A 15,895-nucleotide genomic window follows, 5' to 3' on the forward strand; every position below is an offset into this window, starting at 1 on the left:
CCTCGCCGCCGCCGAGCGTGTCGGGGGAACGAGACATCATCCCCGTCCCCTTGTCTCACCCTAGAACCCAAACGGCACGCACATGCGGCAGAGGGCCGGTCCGCAGCACCAGATGCCGCAGCAGAGGGTCATGGGGTCGATGCCCATGCTGAATCCCTGCGCCTGCCCCTCCTGCTGATACGTTTGCCCGGCCTGCTGGAACTGGCGCTGGGCACGTTGGTAGTCCGGATTGTTCGGGTCCAGGCGCACGGCGCGTCGTATCTGCTCCAGCGCCATGAGCGAGTTGCCGGCGCCGTCGTTGGCTAGGGCGCTCAGGTAGTACCAGCGCGCGTTGCGGCCGTCGCTCGTCACGGCGTTCAGCTGGTCGATGGCCTGCTGGAACCGGCCGGCGTTGATGGCGTCGATCACGCTGCGGATAACGGGCCCGTCGGCGGCCGACGCCTCGGGATGGATGGGCCCGCGGGCGCCGCCGCCCGGGCCGCCGAAACCGAACAGGTCGTCGAAGTCGAAGCCGAAGCCGCCCGTCCATCCGTAGGGGCCCTCGGAGCCGTAGGGGTTCTGGCCGGAGCCGCCGGCACCGCCCGAACCCGCCGCGCCGCCCGCGCCGTAGCCGGCGCTCGGGTTGCTCGCCGCCGCGCGCCGGTCGCGCGCCGCGTACTTCTCCGGGTTCACGATGCGGTCGTACGCCTCGTTGATCTTGTTCATGCGCTCGGCGGCGGCCGCATCGTTCGGGTTCAAGTCGGGATGGTTCTCGCGCGCCTTCTTGCGGTACGCCTTCTTCACCTCGTCGAGCGAGGCGTCGCGGCTCACTCCCAACACGTCATAGGGGTTCTCAACCACGGTGCGCCTCCTGGTGTTCCTCTTGCACGTGCGTCGTTCCCTTCGCTTGCTTCGTCCGTTTCGCGTCTTTCGCATAGTATTTCTGCCACACGCCCGCGTACAGCACGCTGCGCAGCACGCGCGCATCGCGTTCGAGCGGCAGCCTCTCGAACGCCGCGGCAGCATCGGCCGCCAGCAGCTCCAAATCCTCGCGCACGTCCTGCGGCTGTACGTCCAGCGCCACGAGCGGGTTGTAGCTGCCCGAGGCCCGGTCGTCCTCCATGTCCAGCGCAGCGTCCATCACGTATACGAGCTTCCCCAGCTTGGCTCCTAGGCTGCGAAGGCTCGCGGCCCAGAAGTCGTCGCTCCAGGCGAACACCTCGCCCAGCAGCGCGCCGAACCGGTTGGCCGCCGCGTCGGGCGGCGGCGACGCGGCGGCGTCGCCGGCCGAGGCCGCCGCCGCTGCGGCCTCCTCCAAGCGCCCGATGTCGGCCAGGCCCTCCTCGATGGCCGCGCACGCCCGCGGATGGCGTTCGCCCACCGCGCGGTACGCCTTCCCCAGCAGGGAGGCGTAGGCGCGCGCCCAGCCGCTGCGGTCGTCGCGCCAGTCGTCCAGGCACTTGTGATACACCAGCGCCACGGTCATGTCGGCCGCGTAGTCGATGCAGTCCGAGCCCAGGTACGCGTGCGGGCGCACCGGGTGAGGCGCACAGCGCCTGCTGCCCTGCCGCTCGTCCGGCTCGTAGAGCGAGCCCAGCAGCAGCGCCAAGAACGTCATGTCGTAGGTGAGCGCCACCCGGCAGCGCTGGCCGCACCGCTCTCCCAGCGCCCGGCACACGCCGCAGTACGCCGCATGGTAGCGCTCGCGCTCCTCCTGCGACAGATCCTCCATACGGGGCATCACGTAGCCGAACATGCTAGCGCCCCAGCTTCGCGGCGAAGGCGTTGAGCGCCCTGAACCCGGCGAGGATGGTCTCGAACGTCTCCGGCGGCTCGTTCTCGAACGCCGCGCCGTAGCGGCGCTTGATGTCGGCATCGATACGTGCCAGCAGCTCCCGGCCCTCGTCGGTGGCGCGCAGCTCGAAGGCGCGACGGTCGCGGTCGCTGCGGCGGCGCTCCACCAGCCCCCGTTCCTCCAGCTTGTGGCACACGCTGGAGAAGTTCGTGCGCAAGATGCCCGCACGCTCGCTGAGCTGGGTTGACGTCTGGCCCGGCGTGCCCACCAGCTCCAGCAGCACATGCATCTGCTGCAGCGTCAGCCCGTTTTGCTGGCACACGGGGGCCACCGTGTCGTGCAGCAGCTTCTGCATGTCGCAGGCCACGCCGAAGAACGCGTGCTTGAACTCGTTGAGGTCCACCGCCGTCCCCTACGACTTCTTCGTCGTCTCGGTCTTGCACTTCGGGCACACCACGCGCAGCGTGCCCTTCCCGCGCGGCACGGACAGCACGGTGCCGCAGCCCTGGCACTTGAAGTAGCGCGTGGTCTTGCGGTTCGCCCACGCCTTGCGCTTCAGCGCGAGCCAGCGCTTGGGCTTCTGGACGGCCTGCTCGTACGCCGCGTTCTCCTTCGAGCGCGCCACGATGTTCTTCGAGAAGCTGCGGAACAGCGCCACCGCGAGAACCGCCAGAACCACCCACGACAGCAGGTCGAGCCCCGGGATAACCGAAAGGATGAGCAGGATGAGGCCTACGCCCATGAGGAAGTTCGACAACCCGTCGACGCCGTTGCGGCCCTGCATCCAGGCAGCCATCCTCCACTGCAGACGCTCGAAGAAACCTCTCACGATGAACCTTTCCCTTCGCCGCCCCCGCCCGCCTTTCGGGCGCCCTTGGGCAGCGAAATCATTTAGTTATAAAATAAGACTATTCGTGCCGATTCGGCACGCCGTCACCTAATCGAAACGTTACGGCCACAAGACGGCCACAGGTCTGCAACGTCGGGAGGCGGAGGAAGCAATGAGGCCCCGTGCTGAGCACGGGGCCTCGGACAGACGCAACTCGGCAAAACGCCAGAACCTACTTAATCCTCCACGCGGATGACGCTCGGCTCCTCGCGCAGCACGTCGTCGAGCTTCGCTATGTCGGCGAGCACGGCGCGCACGCTCTTCTCGCGGGCGGTATGCGTGACGTAGGTGATGTCCACGCTGTTGCCATCCTTCTTGCCGCGCTGGATAACCGAGTGCACGCTCACGTCGTGGCTGGCGAACACGCCGGCCATGGCGGCCAGCACGCCGGAGCGGTCGGCCACGGCGAAACGGATGTAATATTTGGTCTTGAGCTCCTCCATGGGCACGAGCGGCAGCTTGTCGGTGCAGGTGCAGCCTACGAACGGCGGGATGCCCGCCTGCAGGTGGCGCGCCACCTCCAGCACGTCGCCCATGACGGCGCTCGCGGCCGGGCCGGAACCCGCGCCCTCGCCGAAGAACATCGTCTCGCCCACGGCATCGCCCACCACGTAGATGGCGTTGTACACGCCGTTCACCGTGGCCAGCTGGTGCGACAGCGGCAGCATGGTGGGATGCACGCGCACGTCGATGCCCTCGTCGGTTCGGTGCGCGTGGGCCAGCAGCTTCACGCAGTAGCCCATGTCCTTCGCTATCTCCAGGTCGAGCGGCGTGATGTGGCGGATGCCCTCGGCGTGCACGTCATCGATGGTGACGCGCGAGTTGAAGGCGATGGATGCCAGGATGGCGATCTTCGCCGCCGCATCCAGGCCGTCGACGTCGGCGGTGGGGTCGGCCTCGGCGAAGCCCTTCGCCTGCGCCTCGGCCAGCACGTCGGCATAGGGCATGTCGTCCTCGGCCATGCGGGTGAGCATGTAGTTCGTCGTTCCGTTCACGATGCCCATGACGGAGTCGATACGGTTCGCGATGAGCGAGTGCTTCATCGGGTCGATGATGGGGATGCCGCCGCCCACGCTGGCCTCGAACGCGATCTCCTTGCCGGCCTCCTCGGCCGTGCGCATGACCTCTTCGCCGTGCGTGGCCATGAGCGCCTTGTTCGCCGTGACCACGTTCTTGCCGGCGCGCAGGGCGCCCAGCACCACGTCGCGTGCCACGGTGGTGCCGCCGATGAGCTCGATGACGATGTCGATGTCCGGGTCGTTCAGGATATCGTGGAAGTCCTGCGTGAAGATGTCCTCCACGCCGTGCTCGATAGCCTGCTCGGGGTTGCGCGAGCACACGCGCACCAGCTCCACGTCAATGCCGTAGTGGCGCTTGAATTCCTCGCGGTGGCTCTTCAGGATGTCGATGCACCCGCCGCCCACGGTACCGGTTCCCACGAGCCCAAGTTTAACCGTCATGTTGCTGCTCCTAAATGTCTCGACTGTAAAGGTCCTCGTACGTTTCGCGGCGCGTGGTCACGCGCGCCTCGCCGTCTTTCACGAACACGACTGCCGGGCGCGGCTGGCCGTTGTAGTTGCTCGACATGGTGTGGTTGTACGCGCCCGTGCCGAACACGGCCACGATGTCGCCCAGGTCGGGACGCTGCATGGGCATGTCGATGACCACGGCGTCGCCGCTTTCGCAGTGCTTGCCGGCGATGGTGACGATCTCGGTGCGCGGCTGCCCCGCCTTGTTGGCGACCACCGGCTCGTAGTCGGCGTGGTAGAGAGCCGTGCGGATGTTGTCGGACATGCCGCCGTCCACGGCCACGTACTTGCGGATGTTCGGCAGCGTCTTGATGATGCCCACCGTGTACAGCGTCACGCCCGCCGTGGCAACCAGGCTGCGGCCCGGCTCCACGAGCAGCCGCGGCTCGGGCATGCCGTGCGCGGCGCAGGAGGCCTTCACGGCCGCGGTGATGGTTTCGGCGAACTCCTCGATGGAGGCGGGCTTGTCGTCGGCCGTGTAGGCCACGCCCAGGCCGCCGCCCATGTCCAGCTCCGCGAGCTCGATGCCGTACTCTTCACGGATGCGCGCCATGAGGTCCACCATGACCTCGACGGCCTCCGGATACGAGTGCAGCGCGAAGATCTGCGAGCCGATGTGGCAGTGCAGGCCCGCCAGGCGCACGTTGGGCGCCGCGAGCACGTCCTTCACGCACTTGAAGGCGAAATCCTCGCGCATGGTGAAGCCGAACTTCGAGTCCTCGCATCCCGTGCGGATGTACTGGTGCGTGTCGGCCTCCACGCCTGGCGTGATGCGCAGGTAGATGGGCTGCTCCACGCCCAGCTCACCGGCGATATCGGAGATGCGGTGCAGCTCTATGCGGCTGTCGATGACGATGCGGCCCACGCCGGCCTGGATGGCCTCGCGCAGCTCCTGCGGCGTCTTGTTGTTGCCGTGCATGAAGATGCGCTCGGCGGGAAAACCCGTGGCCAGCGCGCACGCCAGCTCACCGCCGCCCGACACGTCCAGGCACAGGCCCTCTTCGTTCACGATGCGCGCGGCCTCTTTGTTGAGGAACGCCTTGCTGGCATAGACGACGTCGGCGTTGCCGTAGCGGCTGCGGAACGCCTCGAGGTAGGTTTCCATGCGCGTGCGCATGTCGCGCTCGTCCATGACGTAGAGCGCCGTGCCCTGCTCGCGCGCCAGCTCAACCAGGTCGACGCCGCCGACGAACAGGTGGTCGTCGCGCACTTCGGCCGTGAGGGGGAGCACCGCGCCCAGCTCCATGGTGGTGCGGTTGTCGGGCTGCTTGCTCGTGTCTGCCGCAGGTAGGGACATACGCGTTCCTTTCGCGTCCGTCGTGTTGCTGAGGGAATTCACCCAGTCTAGCATTGCCGCGGGAGAGGCGGTTTTCAGATGGGCTAAAAAGAGGAATATTACACGGCGAGCAGCGTGTTTCGCGGCGCGCGGATGCGCTTGTCGACGATTGCCGGCCAACGTGTCCGAATTGCGAGGTCAAACCCGTTGCAGAATCGCTTGCTGCTTCGTATAATGCGGATTATCGGCGGTGCCCAGGACGGCGAGTTAACGGGTTCACCATCCAGCTCGGGCGGCGCAGGTTTTACGGGAGGCCGGGATTATTCCCGGCCTTTGCTTTCAGCTCCCTTGGATCCCTTCCCACTTCGTCCGTGTTTCCTATAGTCCGTCCGCAGACCGTGGAGGAAGCTCCCGATCGTGGCCACCGCCGCTATGGCGTAAAGGATTTCAAGAACAATGTTCATAGGCACCACTCCCTTCATGGAAGCGCCACCCGAACACGGACACCGCCGGCACCGTGCATTGTACGCTGCCCAAACGGTGATGCGAAGATAGTAAATCTCCTGTTCAGATGCTATTTTTGGTATCGAAAACGTGTAAGGTTTCGGCAGGGATCCCGCAAGATCAACGCGGCAACCGCGCAAGATTCAAGCGGTCGGCATGCAAGGTTCTTGCGGCACCGTCACGGCAAATGTGCAAGATTCGGACGGCGGATCGGCAAGGTTTGGACGGTCGGCGTGCAAGGTTTGGGCGGTCGACCTTCGGCAAATGTGCAAGATCCGGCGCAGCGGGCGCGAAAAAGCCAGGGCGCCGCGTAAAAACGCAGCGCCCGATTCTTTTCCACCAAACAGGCCGAGTCCCTGAAGAGGTTTTCCACCGCGGCGCAGGCAGCCCGATAGCGCCCTTTCGGCGCTCAAAGCCTTCCAAGAAGACGCCGCGAGCCTCCTTGGAAAGGCCTACGCCAGCCCGAACAGCGCGAGCAGGCGATCCCAGATGCCCTGCTCGGGCTCCTCGACTGCCGGCTCCTCGTGCGTCGGGGCCTCGATGGGATCGGTGGACATGACGAACTGCACGAGCGAGACGTTGGCGTTCTTCGCGCTGGTAAAGCTCACCGGCTTGAAATCGCTCTTGTCGTAATCGGCCATCATGGCGTCGATCTCTTTCTGCACCTTGTCGGGAATGCCCTGCACTTCCTCGTACAATGTGCCGGTGCCGTTGGCCAGCTGCTGGGCGCCCGACGAAAGCTGGCTCGCGCCAGCCGCCAGCTCCCCTGCGCCCGCAGCCGCCTGGTTCGCGCCGGAGGCAAGCTCGGACGTGCCGGAGGCGAGAGCGCCTGCACCGCCGGCGAACTGGGAGGCGCCGGAGGCGAGGGCATTGGCGCCGCCTATCAAGCTGTTCGCATCTTCAATCGAGCCAACTCCGCTCGCCGCGCCCGAGAGCGCTTGGGACGAGGCACCGTAGCCGGCATTCGCCGCGTTAACGGTCACGAGATCTTCCAAAGCCGTCTGAAGGCTCGCCTGCGCTGCTGCGACAGCGGGTTTTCCCATCGCCGCAATCGAGGCGGTTTGGACAGCCGCCTTCATTGCGTCTTGGACGTCCATGCCGGCAGCTAGGTTTTCCGCATAGGCCTGCGTGTACAGAGGGGTGTACTCTCCGATGAAGGCCTGGGTGTACTGCGCCATCGCGTTTTCATAGGCGCCCTGAGCGGCAGCGGCAGCGGCTTGGTCGACCATGCCAAGCGTCTGCGCAGCTTGGGCGGCCAGCTCGTTTTGGTAAGTCGTCAACCCGCTCGCAAGCCCCTGCGCTCCCGCAGCCACGCCCTGCGCGCCTCCTGCAAGCTCATTCGCGCCGCCTACCAGTTGGCCGGCACCTGCGGCAAGGCCGTTCGCGCCGCCCGCCACCTGGCCCACGCCCGAGGCGAGCTCGCTTGCCCCGCTCGCCAAGCCATCGGCGCCCGTCTTGAGCGCGCCCACGCCGTCGCCCAGCTGGCGGAACCCGGACACGAGTTCCGTCGTGTCCGGCATCTCGATGCCCATTGAGAACGGTACGGCGGCGAAGCTGATGCCGCTCATCGAGAAACCGCTCACCTGAGCCTCGACCTTGAACGAGCCGTCCTTGCCCGGCATGCCCGTAAACGTGACCTGCGTGTTCGAGCCGGCGAGGGCGATCTGCCCGTCCTCGGTCGCCACGTCCTTCACCTGGTCCGACACGAACGGGACCGTAATCTGCAGCAGGTAGTTGTCGAAGAACGCCGGGTCGACCGACGTGTTCTTCTTCGTGGTAACGAAGATGGCCAGCTTGCCGCTCGCACCGCCCAGATCGGCCGCGTCCACGCGCTTGCCGTCAAGCTCGTACTCCACCGACACGTCCCACGGCAGCGCCGCCGCGCCCAGGTCGCCCTGATAGCTTAGCGAGTCGCCGGCAACGTCCACCGACACGGCATCGCCCTGCTGCTCGACGCCGCTCGCGTCGGTAAGGTTCTGCACAGCGGTGTACGGGCCGTAATCGACCACCTTCCCCGGCGCGTCCGGGTTGAGCACGTTCACCACGTACACGTTGTCCACAGCCCCCGCCGCAGACAACCGCGCGTACACCACTTCTTCCTTGGGCGTATCGTTGACGGCTGCTCCGGTCGCCGCAGCGCTCGCCGAACCCGCGGAGCCCGCTTCGCCTGCACTCGCCGCAGCGCCGCCCTCCGCCGCCAAGGCCGCGAGCGTCGCAGGCGAGCCGCCGCATAGCCCGATAGCCAACGTACCCGCCAGCACGAGTGAGAACGCCGCGCACAAACGCGCCCGCGCCTTCCGCGCGCAGCGAGCCGGTCGCTCCGCCTTCGCTTCTTCAACCATGCACGTCGCCCTGTGAGAAACCGCCGTGCCGCCGTATTTCCTCGCCGCTTCGTCAGGCGTGCCCGACCGCATCCGCAGCGCCGATAGCGTTTTCTTCAGAAGCCTCATGCATCAGCCTCCTTTTCCGTTTCCAGTTGTCCGCCGCCGCGGAAAAAGCCCGCATGCCACGTGGTCTTCGCAATGAGCTTGTCGAATATGAGCAGCGCAGCCGGCAGGAACGTGACCACGAGGAAGAACGAGAGCAGCGTGCCGCGGGCCAGCAGCAAGCCCAAAAGCGACACGATGTTGTTCGTGGACGTGAGCCACAGGACGAGTCCCGCCAAGGTGAGGATGCTCGCCGACACCAGGATGCTCTGAAACGACGTGCCCAGCGTGCGCGCCAGCGCCTGACGCGGCGGCATGCTGCGGCGGTGCTTGCGGTACGTGTCGGTGAACAGGATGGCGTAGTCAACCGTGGCGCCCAGCTGCACGGTGTTGATAACCAGGAATCCCAGGTAGTTCAGCGAATCGCCCGTGAAATACGGCACGGCCAGGTTCAGGAAGATAGCCGACTCGATGGTGGCGATGAGGATGACGGGCAGCGTGGCGGACTTGAACGTCAGCACGAGCACCAGCAGGATGGCCGCGATGGCGATGAGGTTCGTCACCTGGTTGTCCTCGGTAACGACGCCTTTCATATCGTAGAGGCTGGCCGCCATGCCGGTGACGAGGCCCGCATCCCCGTACAGGTCGTGCACGGCCGCGCGCACCTGCTCCACCACGGCGAAGGCCGCCGTTCCCTCCGACTCCGTGTCGGCGTACACCACGATGCGCGCATCGTGCTCCGAGTAGAACTGCTCGGTGACGGCGGGGTCCAGGAACCCGGTGGGGATGGCCGCGCCCACGGCGGTGGGATACGACAACACGCTCGTAACGTGCGGAATCTGCTCAAGCCGCTCCGCCAGCTCCAGCTCGCGGCCGATATCGCCCCTCGGCACCAGCACCACGGCCGGCGTGGACTGGCCAAATGCCTCGTTGATGGCCTCGGTGTCGCGCGCCACGCGCGTCTGGCTGCCCTCGGTCGATCCCATGCCGTAGGTGAACGACGTGTTCGCCTGTGCCAGGAAGCACGGCACCACCAGCAGCAGCACGAGCGCGAACACGGGAATGCGCAATGGCGCCAGCACCTTCCCCACGCCCTTGAACGCAGGCAGGAAGCGGCGGTGCTTCGTCTTGTCGATGAGCTTGTAGGCCACCAGCGTGAACGCCGGCAGGAACACCACCACGCACAAAAACGAGAACGCGATGCCCTTGCACAGCGTGAGCCCCAGATCGGCACCGATCCGGAACTGCATGAAGCCGAGCGCCGCGAAGCCGAACAGCGTGGTGGCGGCCGAGGCGGCAATGGCGGAGAAGCTTTGCTTCATGGCCGTGCGCATGGCCCGCACTGCGTCGGGCTCTTCCTCTCGCGCCCGCTGGAACGCGTGCAGCAGGAAGATGGCGTAGTCCAGAGACACCGCCAGCTGCAAGATGGGCGCGATGGTGAACGCGATGTAGGACACCTCGCCCAAAAAGATGTTCGTACCCATGTTGAGCAGCACCGACACACCGATAGCCAGCAGGAAGAACACCGGCTCGATCCACGAGGTGGTGGAGAGCACGAGTATCAGAAGGATGAGCGGCACCAGGATGGCGAACGCGTTGGCCACCTCGCCGCCGGCCATGGCCTTGGACTCGGCCGTGTTCACGGCCTGGCCGGTTGCGCTGCCGTCTTCGCCCACGATGTCGTAGATGACCTGGAGCGCCTCGGTCTCCTGGCCAGCGGCCACCGTCACGTCGAACAGCGCATGGCCGTCGCGGTAGTACTGCCCCACGGCGTCAGGATCCAGCATCTCAAGCGGCGTGCCCAGGTCAACCACATCGTCCAGCCACAAAACGCCCTCGATGCCGGGCGCGTCCGCCAGCTGTTGCTTGTACGCGAGGGCCTGCTCCACATCCACGCCGCTCACCATAACGCGCGCGTTGGGCACGGCAGCGTCGAATTCGGCGTCCATCTCCTCGAGCGCCCGCGTGGACTCCGCCGACTCGGGCAGATAGGACGTCAGGTCGTAGTTGATGGGCACGAACAGCGCCGCAATTCCCGACAGAAGGGCAAGTACCAGCGCCACCCCCACAATAGGGCCGCGATGATTCGTGACGAACGCGCTGAACCGCTCCACTGAGGCGCCCTTTCTGCCGCCGACACGGCCCTGCGACCGGAACAGTCGGTGCACGACCGCTCCGGCTTGGCAACACCGTGTTGATTATCTTTCGCTCATACTGTTATATTGCATTATGCCGAATCTTCAACCGATGATTTTCTCGGATGTGTCGGCAAACCGACACTTTTGTCCCCGATGTCGAACGTTATCGAAAATATCGCATAAGGACGTTGTAATGTCAGACGGCTGGCAAACAATCAAGCGGCAGACGGACGATGGGCGAACGGCGCACGATAAGCGGGCGAGCCCGACTCGAGAGCAGCAGACGGGCGGCGGACGATGGGTGGCCGGGGCGACGACCGGAGAGCAATGACCGGGCGAGCGGAAGGTGGGAAAACCATGAAGCAGGACCATCGGATACGGCTCACGAAGCTGCTGCTGCGCGAGGCGTTCCTCGACCTGCTCGTGGAGAAGCCGGTGGCGAAGATCACCGTGAAGGAGCTGTGCGAGCAGGCCAACGTCAACCGCGCCACGTTCTACGCGCACTACCGCGACCTCTTCGACCTACACGAGGAGATCGAGCGCGACCTGGCGCACACCATCATGCGCTCCCTGAGCACCACGCTGTCCAGCCAGTCGCTCAGCGCGTTCAGCAACGAGATCTGCCGCATAATCGTAGACAACGAGCGCTCGTGCCAGGCCATCTTCGGCGAGCACGGAGACCCCGAGTTTCCCCTGCGCGTGGTGGAAACGCTGCGTGAGAGCAGCATCGCCCTGTGGCGCCGGCAGCGCCCCGACCTGCCCGAAGCCGAGCTCGACCGCCTGTACACGTTCATGGCGAACGGGTGCCTCTCGGTCATCCGCTCGTGGGTGCGCAACGACATGGCCGACAGCCCCCAGGATATCGCCCGCTTCATAGAGAAGATGACCGACAGCGGCCTCGCCGCCCTGTAGCGCCCCGCGCCTCGCCGCCCTACAGCACCCGCGCCAGTGCTGCGCCCGACCCGCTGCGAGCCGCAGGCGTCGCTTCGACCTCTTGTAACGAGACGCGCCCTCATGAGCGGCCGAGCCCCCACTTCCAACGGCCCCCTTACGTCGCGCAGGTCGGCGACAGCCTTCCCGAATGTTTCACGTGAAACATTCGTTCGTATATTGGCCCCTAGCTCCGCTTTTCATATTCCTACTCGATTGCTGTGTTTTTATTGCCCTCGATAGCGTATAATGGCACTATCGAAACCGAGAAAGGGGAATCATGGCTCAGCAAGAACCGTCCATCGACCAGTGGCTCAAAGAGGCCAAGCAGGATCCGCAGGCCGCGCAGTGCGGCATGTTCCTCGCCCATAACGGCATCGTGCGCATCACGCCGAAGAAGCTCGTGCGCGAGGGCGTGGAGGGCCTGGGCGACGTGGCGCAGGTGGAGTTCTCGTACGATGCCGAGGGCGTCGCGGCGGCCGAGAAGGAGGCGCTCACATGGCCCGGCGTTTACTACGTGCGCACCTGGCTGAACGAGGGCGTGCTCGACGTGGGCGATTCCATCATGTACGTGCTGATCGGCGCCGACATCCGCCCGAACTGCATCGATGCGCTGCAGAAGCTCGTCGGCAAGATCAAGAACGACCTCGTGGTGGAGAAGGAGATCTACGCGTAGGGCGCTCGCACGACGGTTCCGCCAACCAAATAACGAACGAATGTTTCACGTGAAACATTCGCGAAGGAACGCGCGAAAGCGCGTTTTTTCGTAGGTGCTTTGAGCATCTTCCCGTGGCACCGCGAGCCGTTTTCTTGCGCGCCATCGAGACCCGATGACACTGGCGCGGATCATTTGCTCATGCGGGCAATCGAGACCGTGTCGCATTAGCACGCGTCGTTTTTTCATCTCGGTTGGCGCGGGGGATGCAAGGCGACCGCGCCGCCCTTCCCTCGACCGTCTTTCGCTCAAATATCCTGATATCAAAATATTTCTTCCGTACTATAATATGGCCAGCACATCCACACGAGCAGGGAGAGGCAACATGGGAGAGAAGATCATGCACGGGTTCCCTTCGCGGGAGGAAGCGCTCGCGGACTTCTTCGCCGCCTGGGAGCCGCCGGCGGAAGCCACCGAGCTGGTGAGCCTGGACGAAGCCGTAGGGCGCGTGACGGCGCGCGACCTGGTGTCGGCGAACACGCTGCCGGTGGTGCGCGCATCGGCGTGCGACGGCATTGCGGTGAGGTCGGCGGCCTTCGCGGACGGCCGGCCGGACACGAGCTCCTGGGAGCTCGGCCGCGACTACGTGCGCGCCGACACCGGCGACGACTTCCCCGACGCCTACGACGCCGTCATCATGATAGAGAAGGCCGCCATACAGCCGGACGGCTCGGTCGTTCTCGACGACGACGTGCAGGTCGAGTCCGGCACGAACGTGCGCCAGGCGGGCGACACCATAAGGGCCGGCGCGCCGCTCATGAAGGCCGGCCTGCCCATCCGCCCGACCGACCTGGCGGCGCTCGCCATGGGCGGCATCACGCTCGTGCCCGTGCGCCGCAAGCCGCGCATCGCGTTCATCCCCACCGGCAGCGAGCTCGTGCCGGCCGGCATCGCCCCGCGCCGCGGCCAGAACGTGGACACGAACAGCCTGATGGTGAAGCACATGCTCATCGAATATGGCGCCGAGCCCCTCATCTTCCCCATCGTGCACGACGACGAGGCCGCCCTCGAGCGGGCATTCGCCGAAGCGCTGGCCGTGGCCGACGCCGTGGTGGTCAACGGCGGATCGGCCGTAGGCGAGGAGGACTTCAACGTGCGCATGATCGAGGCTCGCGGACGCGTGGTGCACCATTACATAGCCGCTGTGCCGGGCCGCCCGCTCATGATGGCCGTGGCCGACGGCAAGCCCGTCGTCGACCTGCCCGGCCCGACGATGGCCGCCTACTACGGCACGCAGTGGTGCCTGCAGGCTGTCGTCGCACGCTTCCTGGACGTGCCCGTGCGCAAGATCCCCACCGTGCAAGCCCAAGCAGCTGCCGCGGTGAGCGGCCCACCCCAGATGGCGAACATCGCCCGCGTGAACCTGGTCCGCGACGACAACCCGGCGAACCCCTCGGGCTACACCGCGGAGTTCCTCAACTTCAAGGCCGGCGATTTGGCCGCCTGCATGGCCAGCAACGCCCAGCGCGTCTCCCCCCTCGGCGAGCACGGCTTCGAGGCCGGCACCCTCGTGGACGTGGAGCTGCTGCGCGGCGAGGAGCTCATCGACTAGCAAACGGCCACGTCAGCGCTAAGGGTACGAGGGCGGGCCGCGTCACTCCCCCCTCGCGCCCTCTCGCGCCCGCACGGGGCCGTCCCTCGGGCGGCGGCGAGCGCTGGGTGCCTGCCCTACAGGGCAAGCACCCAGCGAACCCCGGATCCCCGCCTTAACGGCCCGGCAATCGTCCGGCCGCACTTCCGTACAAGCGGTTACCGCCGCCCATCCTTTCCCCTAGAGTAGTCGCACTCCATCCGACCGCGCGCCGCTCACCGCGATGCGCGCACGAGAAAGAAAGGCGGCATATATGGGAAAGTTCAAGCGCTTCTGCATGGTCGTGTTCGTCGTCGCTGCCGTACTCGGCATCGGTGTGCTCGCGGCCCTGTGGTTCGCGTGGGAACCGCTGTTCCCCGCCATCGCATGGCTCATGGCCATGCCCTGGTTCTACGTCGTGGAAGCCGTGCTCCTAGGCATCACGGCAGTAGGCCTGCTGGTGGTGCTCATCCGCGCGCTCACCGCGCCGGGCAAGAACTCGCAGCTTGAGATCGAGCGCGACAACGGCAGCATCGCCATCACGCAGAACGCCATCCAGTCCACGGTGAAGCACGTGGTGGAGGCGCACCACGGCCTGTCGACCGACAACGTGAAGGTCGATATCACCAACAAGCACGATCCGCGCATGGCCATCCATGCCAAGATCGACCCCGGCCGCAACGCCGAGCTGGGCGAGCTGGGCGCGAAGCTGCAGAACGAGATCTCCTCGACCCTCGAGGCGTTCACCGGCTACCCGGTGGACTCCGTGCGCATCACGTTCGCCGGCGACGCCGACGTGGTAACGCCCGCGTTCACGCAGCAGGCCACGAAGTACTCGGAAGACACGCACCGCCAGCACCAGACGCAGCCGGTGCCGGCCCATGCCGTGGGCAAGTAAGGAGGTGCGACTATGACGCAATCGGCCATACGCATGCATCCGGCCCCGATGACGAAGGCCCCGTCCAAAACGGGCGCGGGCAAGGCGAACGCCAAGCAGAGCCGGCTTAAGCAGAGCGCGGCGCAGCAGGGCTCCACCGCTTCGGGCGCGGCCAAGGCCTACCAGCCCCAGCAGCAGGCCAAGGCGGTGCAGGGCGACCCGTCCAAGCCGAACCCCGACGCCCGCAAGGTGGGCGTCCCCGGCGCCGGCACCACCATGAGCGCGGACAAGACGCCGGGGCCCGAGGCGCAGACGCCCTCCGACGTCATCACGAACGCGGCCGCGAAGGCCCAGGAAGGGAAGACCGGCATGTTCGCGAGCATGCGCGCTGCCACGGCGCCCTACCTGGAAAAGCACAGCCACACGGTGCTCTACGGCATCGTGGGCTTCGTCGCCGCGGCGCTCATCCTCATCGTGGGCTTCTGGCCCACGGTGCTGCTCGCGGTGTTCGCCGCCGTGGGCGTGGTCATCGGCCGCTACCGCGACGGCGACCAGAAAACCCGCGAGCGCATGAAGGGCATCCTGGAACGCATCAGCAGCTAGCAGCCCCGGCGTGTCGGGCCGCATGCCCGGCACGCCGCCCCAACCGGTTTCACCCACCTGACGATAGAAAGGAACCACCATGTCCCAAGCAACCATGACCAAGCCCTCCACCTCCGCCAAGAGCACGTACGACCCGTACGCATCGATGGACGGCCAGGACGCAAGCGCCAGCTCCTACCAGGCCGACAGCGTTCCGGCCGAGCCGCAGTACAAGCTCGTCATCGACGAGAACGTCGTTGAGAAGATCTCCTCGAAGGCCGCCCAGAAGATCGACGGGATCATCGACATGAAGGGCAACCTGCTCTCCCGCGTGCAAGAGGGCCTGGGCGGCAACGACAAGACGAAGGGCGTTGACGCCGATGTCGTCGATGACAAGAACACGAAGCTCGACCTGGACATCGTGCTGGAGTACGGCAAGTCCGCAACCGACGTGTTCGACCAGATCAAGAAGGTTGTCGGCCAAGACATCAAGGACATGACGGGGCTGAACGTCATCGAGATGACCGTGAACGTGGTCGACGTCATGACCCAGGACGAGTACGACCAGAAGAACGGCAACAACACCGACGACGGGCAGAGCGGCTCCTCGAACGACCAGTAGAGACTCCCGCGCGTCGTGTTGCCGCACGCGTCCCGTCCGCGTGCGGCGAAGGCCCGCCTCTCC

The 15,895-nt window shown here is 65.9% G+C and carries 14 protein-coding genes; 6 read left to right on the forward strand and 8 right to left on the reverse strand.

The window, feature by feature from the left end:
- Positions 1-60 precede the first annotated feature (60 nt).
- The 8 genes from BN3560_RS06190 to BN3560_RS06225 all read right to left on the reverse strand — a co-directional run bounded on the left by BN3560_RS06190 (position 61) and on the right by BN3560_RS06225 (position 10,512).
- Positions 61-840: a J domain-containing protein gene (locus BN3560_RS06190; protein WP_096227422.1), complete on the reverse strand. Its 780-nt coding sequence runs from the start codon at positions 838-840 to the stop codon at positions 61-63.
- Positions 833-1,735: a DUF5685 family protein gene (locus tag BN3560_RS06195; RefSeq protein WP_096227423.1), complete on the reverse strand. Its 903-nt coding sequence runs from the start codon at positions 1,733-1,735 to the stop codon at positions 833-835. The genes BN3560_RS06190 and BN3560_RS06195 overlap by 8 nt, the downstream gene beginning before the upstream one ends.
- Position 1,736: 1 nt before the next feature.
- Complete coding sequence (locus BN3560_RS06200) at positions 1,737-2,177, reverse strand: MarR family winged helix-turn-helix transcriptional regulator (RefSeq protein ID WP_224767917.1); 441 nt, start codon at positions 2,175-2,177, stop codon at positions 1,737-1,739.
- 9 nt (positions 2,178-2,186) lie between these two features.
- Entirely contained in the window at positions 2,187-2,603 is a 417-nt protein-coding gene (locus BN3560_RS06205; protein WP_096227424.1) for a zinc ribbon domain-containing protein, read from the reverse strand.
- Positions 2,604-2,839: 236 nt separating this feature from the next.
- Entirely contained in the window at positions 2,840-4,123 is a 1,284-nt protein-coding gene (locus BN3560_RS06210) for a homoserine dehydrogenase (RefSeq protein WP_087190249.1), read from the reverse strand.
- 10 nt (positions 4,124-4,133) lie between these two features.
- Positions 4,134-5,489, reverse strand: a complete 1,356-nt coding sequence (gene lysA, locus BN3560_RS06215) for a diaminopimelate decarboxylase (protein ID WP_096227425.1) — start codon at positions 5,487-5,489, stop codon at positions 4,134-4,136.
- 935 nt (positions 5,490-6,424) lie between these two features.
- Positions 6,425-8,314 carry a hypothetical protein gene (locus BN3560_RS06220; protein WP_123649822.1) on the reverse strand — a complete coding sequence of 630 codons (1,890 nt, stop codon included), beginning with the start codon at positions 8,312-8,314 and terminating at the stop codon, positions 6,425-6,427.
- A gap of 104 nt (positions 8,315-8,418) precedes the next feature.
- On the reverse strand, positions 8,419-10,512 hold the full coding sequence (locus BN3560_RS06225) for an efflux RND transporter permease subunit (RefSeq protein WP_096227427.1): 2,094 nt from the start codon (positions 10,510-10,512) through the stop codon (positions 8,419-8,421).
- A gap of 381 nt (positions 10,513-10,893) precedes the next feature.
- Here BN3560_RS06225 and BN3560_RS06230 point away from each other — a divergent pair, with 381 nt between their 5' ends.
- From BN3560_RS06230 to BN3560_RS06255, 6 genes are all read left to right on the forward strand, one after another.
- Positions 10,894-11,448, forward strand: coding sequence for a TetR/AcrR family transcriptional regulator (locus BN3560_RS06230; RefSeq protein ID WP_161959437.1), 555 nt, complete (start codon positions 10,894-10,896; stop codon positions 11,446-11,448).
- 298 nt (positions 11,449-11,746) lie between these two features.
- Positions 11,747-12,142 carry a molybdenum cofactor biosynthesis protein MoaE gene (locus tag BN3560_RS06235; protein WP_087190254.1) on the forward strand — a complete coding sequence of 132 codons (396 nt, stop codon included), beginning with the start codon at positions 11,747-11,749 and terminating at the stop codon, positions 12,140-12,142.
- 364 nt (positions 12,143-12,506) lie between these two features.
- On the forward strand, positions 12,507-13,733 hold the full coding sequence (locus BN3560_RS06240; protein WP_172623278.1) for a molybdopterin molybdotransferase MoeA: 1,227 nt from the start codon (positions 12,507-12,509) through the stop codon (positions 13,731-13,733).
- 292 nt (positions 13,734-14,025) lie between these two features.
- Positions 14,026-14,649 (forward strand): alkaline shock response membrane anchor protein AmaP, encoded by a 624-nt coding sequence (gene amaP, locus BN3560_RS06245; RefSeq protein ID WP_096227430.1) that lies wholly within the window; start codon positions 14,026-14,028, stop codon positions 14,647-14,649.
- A gap of 12 nt (positions 14,650-14,661) precedes the next feature.
- Positions 14,662-15,231: a DUF2273 domain-containing protein gene (locus BN3560_RS06250; protein ID WP_227114995.1), complete on the forward strand. Its 570-nt coding sequence runs from the start codon at positions 14,662-14,664 to the stop codon at positions 15,229-15,231.
- Between the two features lie 79 nt (positions 15,232-15,310).
- Positions 15,311-15,832 carry an Asp23/Gls24 family envelope stress response protein gene (locus BN3560_RS06255; RefSeq protein ID WP_087190257.1) on the forward strand — a complete coding sequence of 174 codons (522 nt, stop codon included), beginning with the start codon at positions 15,311-15,313 and terminating at the stop codon, positions 15,830-15,832.
- Positions 15,833-15,895: the final 63 nt, after the last annotated feature.

Origin of the sequence: Gordonibacter urolithinfaciens (assembly GCF_900199375.1) — a bacterium.
GTDB classification, from domain to species: Bacteria; Actinomycetota; Coriobacteriia; order Coriobacteriales; family Eggerthellaceae; genus Gordonibacter; species Gordonibacter urolithinfaciens.

What these genes read in the sequence shown, in the direction of transcription:
- BN3560_RS06195 (WP_096227423.1), bottom strand. Translation starts at nt 1,735, where the DNA reads ATGTTCGGCTACGTGATGCCCCGTATGGAGGATCTGTCGCAGGAGGAG.
- BN3560_RS06210 (WP_087190249.1), bottom strand. Translation starts at nt 4,123, where the DNA reads ATGACGGTTAAACTTGGGCTCGTGGGAACCGGTACCGTGGGCGGCGGG.
- lysA (WP_096227425.1), bottom strand. Translation starts at nt 5,489, where the DNA reads ATGTCCCTACCTGCGGCAGACACGAGCAAGCAGCCCGACAACCGCACC.
- BN3560_RS06220 (WP_123649822.1), bottom strand. Translation starts at nt 8,314, where the DNA reads ATGGTTGAAGAAGCGAAGGCGGAGCGACCGGCTCGCTGCGCGCGGAAG.
- BN3560_RS06230 (WP_161959437.1), top strand. Translation starts at nt 10,894, where the DNA reads ATGAAGCAGGACCATCGGATACGGCTCACGAAGCTGCTGCTGCGCGAG.
- BN3560_RS06235 (WP_087190254.1), top strand. Translation starts at nt 11,747, where the DNA reads ATGGCTCAGCAAGAACCGTCCATCGACCAGTGGCTCAAAGAGGCCAAG.
- BN3560_RS06240 (WP_172623278.1), top strand. Translation starts at nt 12,507, where the DNA reads ATGGGAGAGAAGATCATGCACGGGTTCCCTTCGCGGGAGGAAGCGCTC.
- amaP (WP_096227430.1), top strand. Translation starts at nt 14,026, where the DNA reads ATGGGAAAGTTCAAGCGCTTCTGCATGGTCGTGTTCGTCGTCGCTGCC.
- BN3560_RS06250 (WP_227114995.1), top strand. Translation starts at nt 14,662, where the DNA reads ATGACGCAATCGGCCATACGCATGCATCCGGCCCCGATGACGAAGGCC.
- BN3560_RS06255 (WP_087190257.1), top strand. Translation starts at nt 15,311, where the DNA reads ATGTCCCAAGCAACCATGACCAAGCCCTCCACCTCCGCCAAGAGCACG.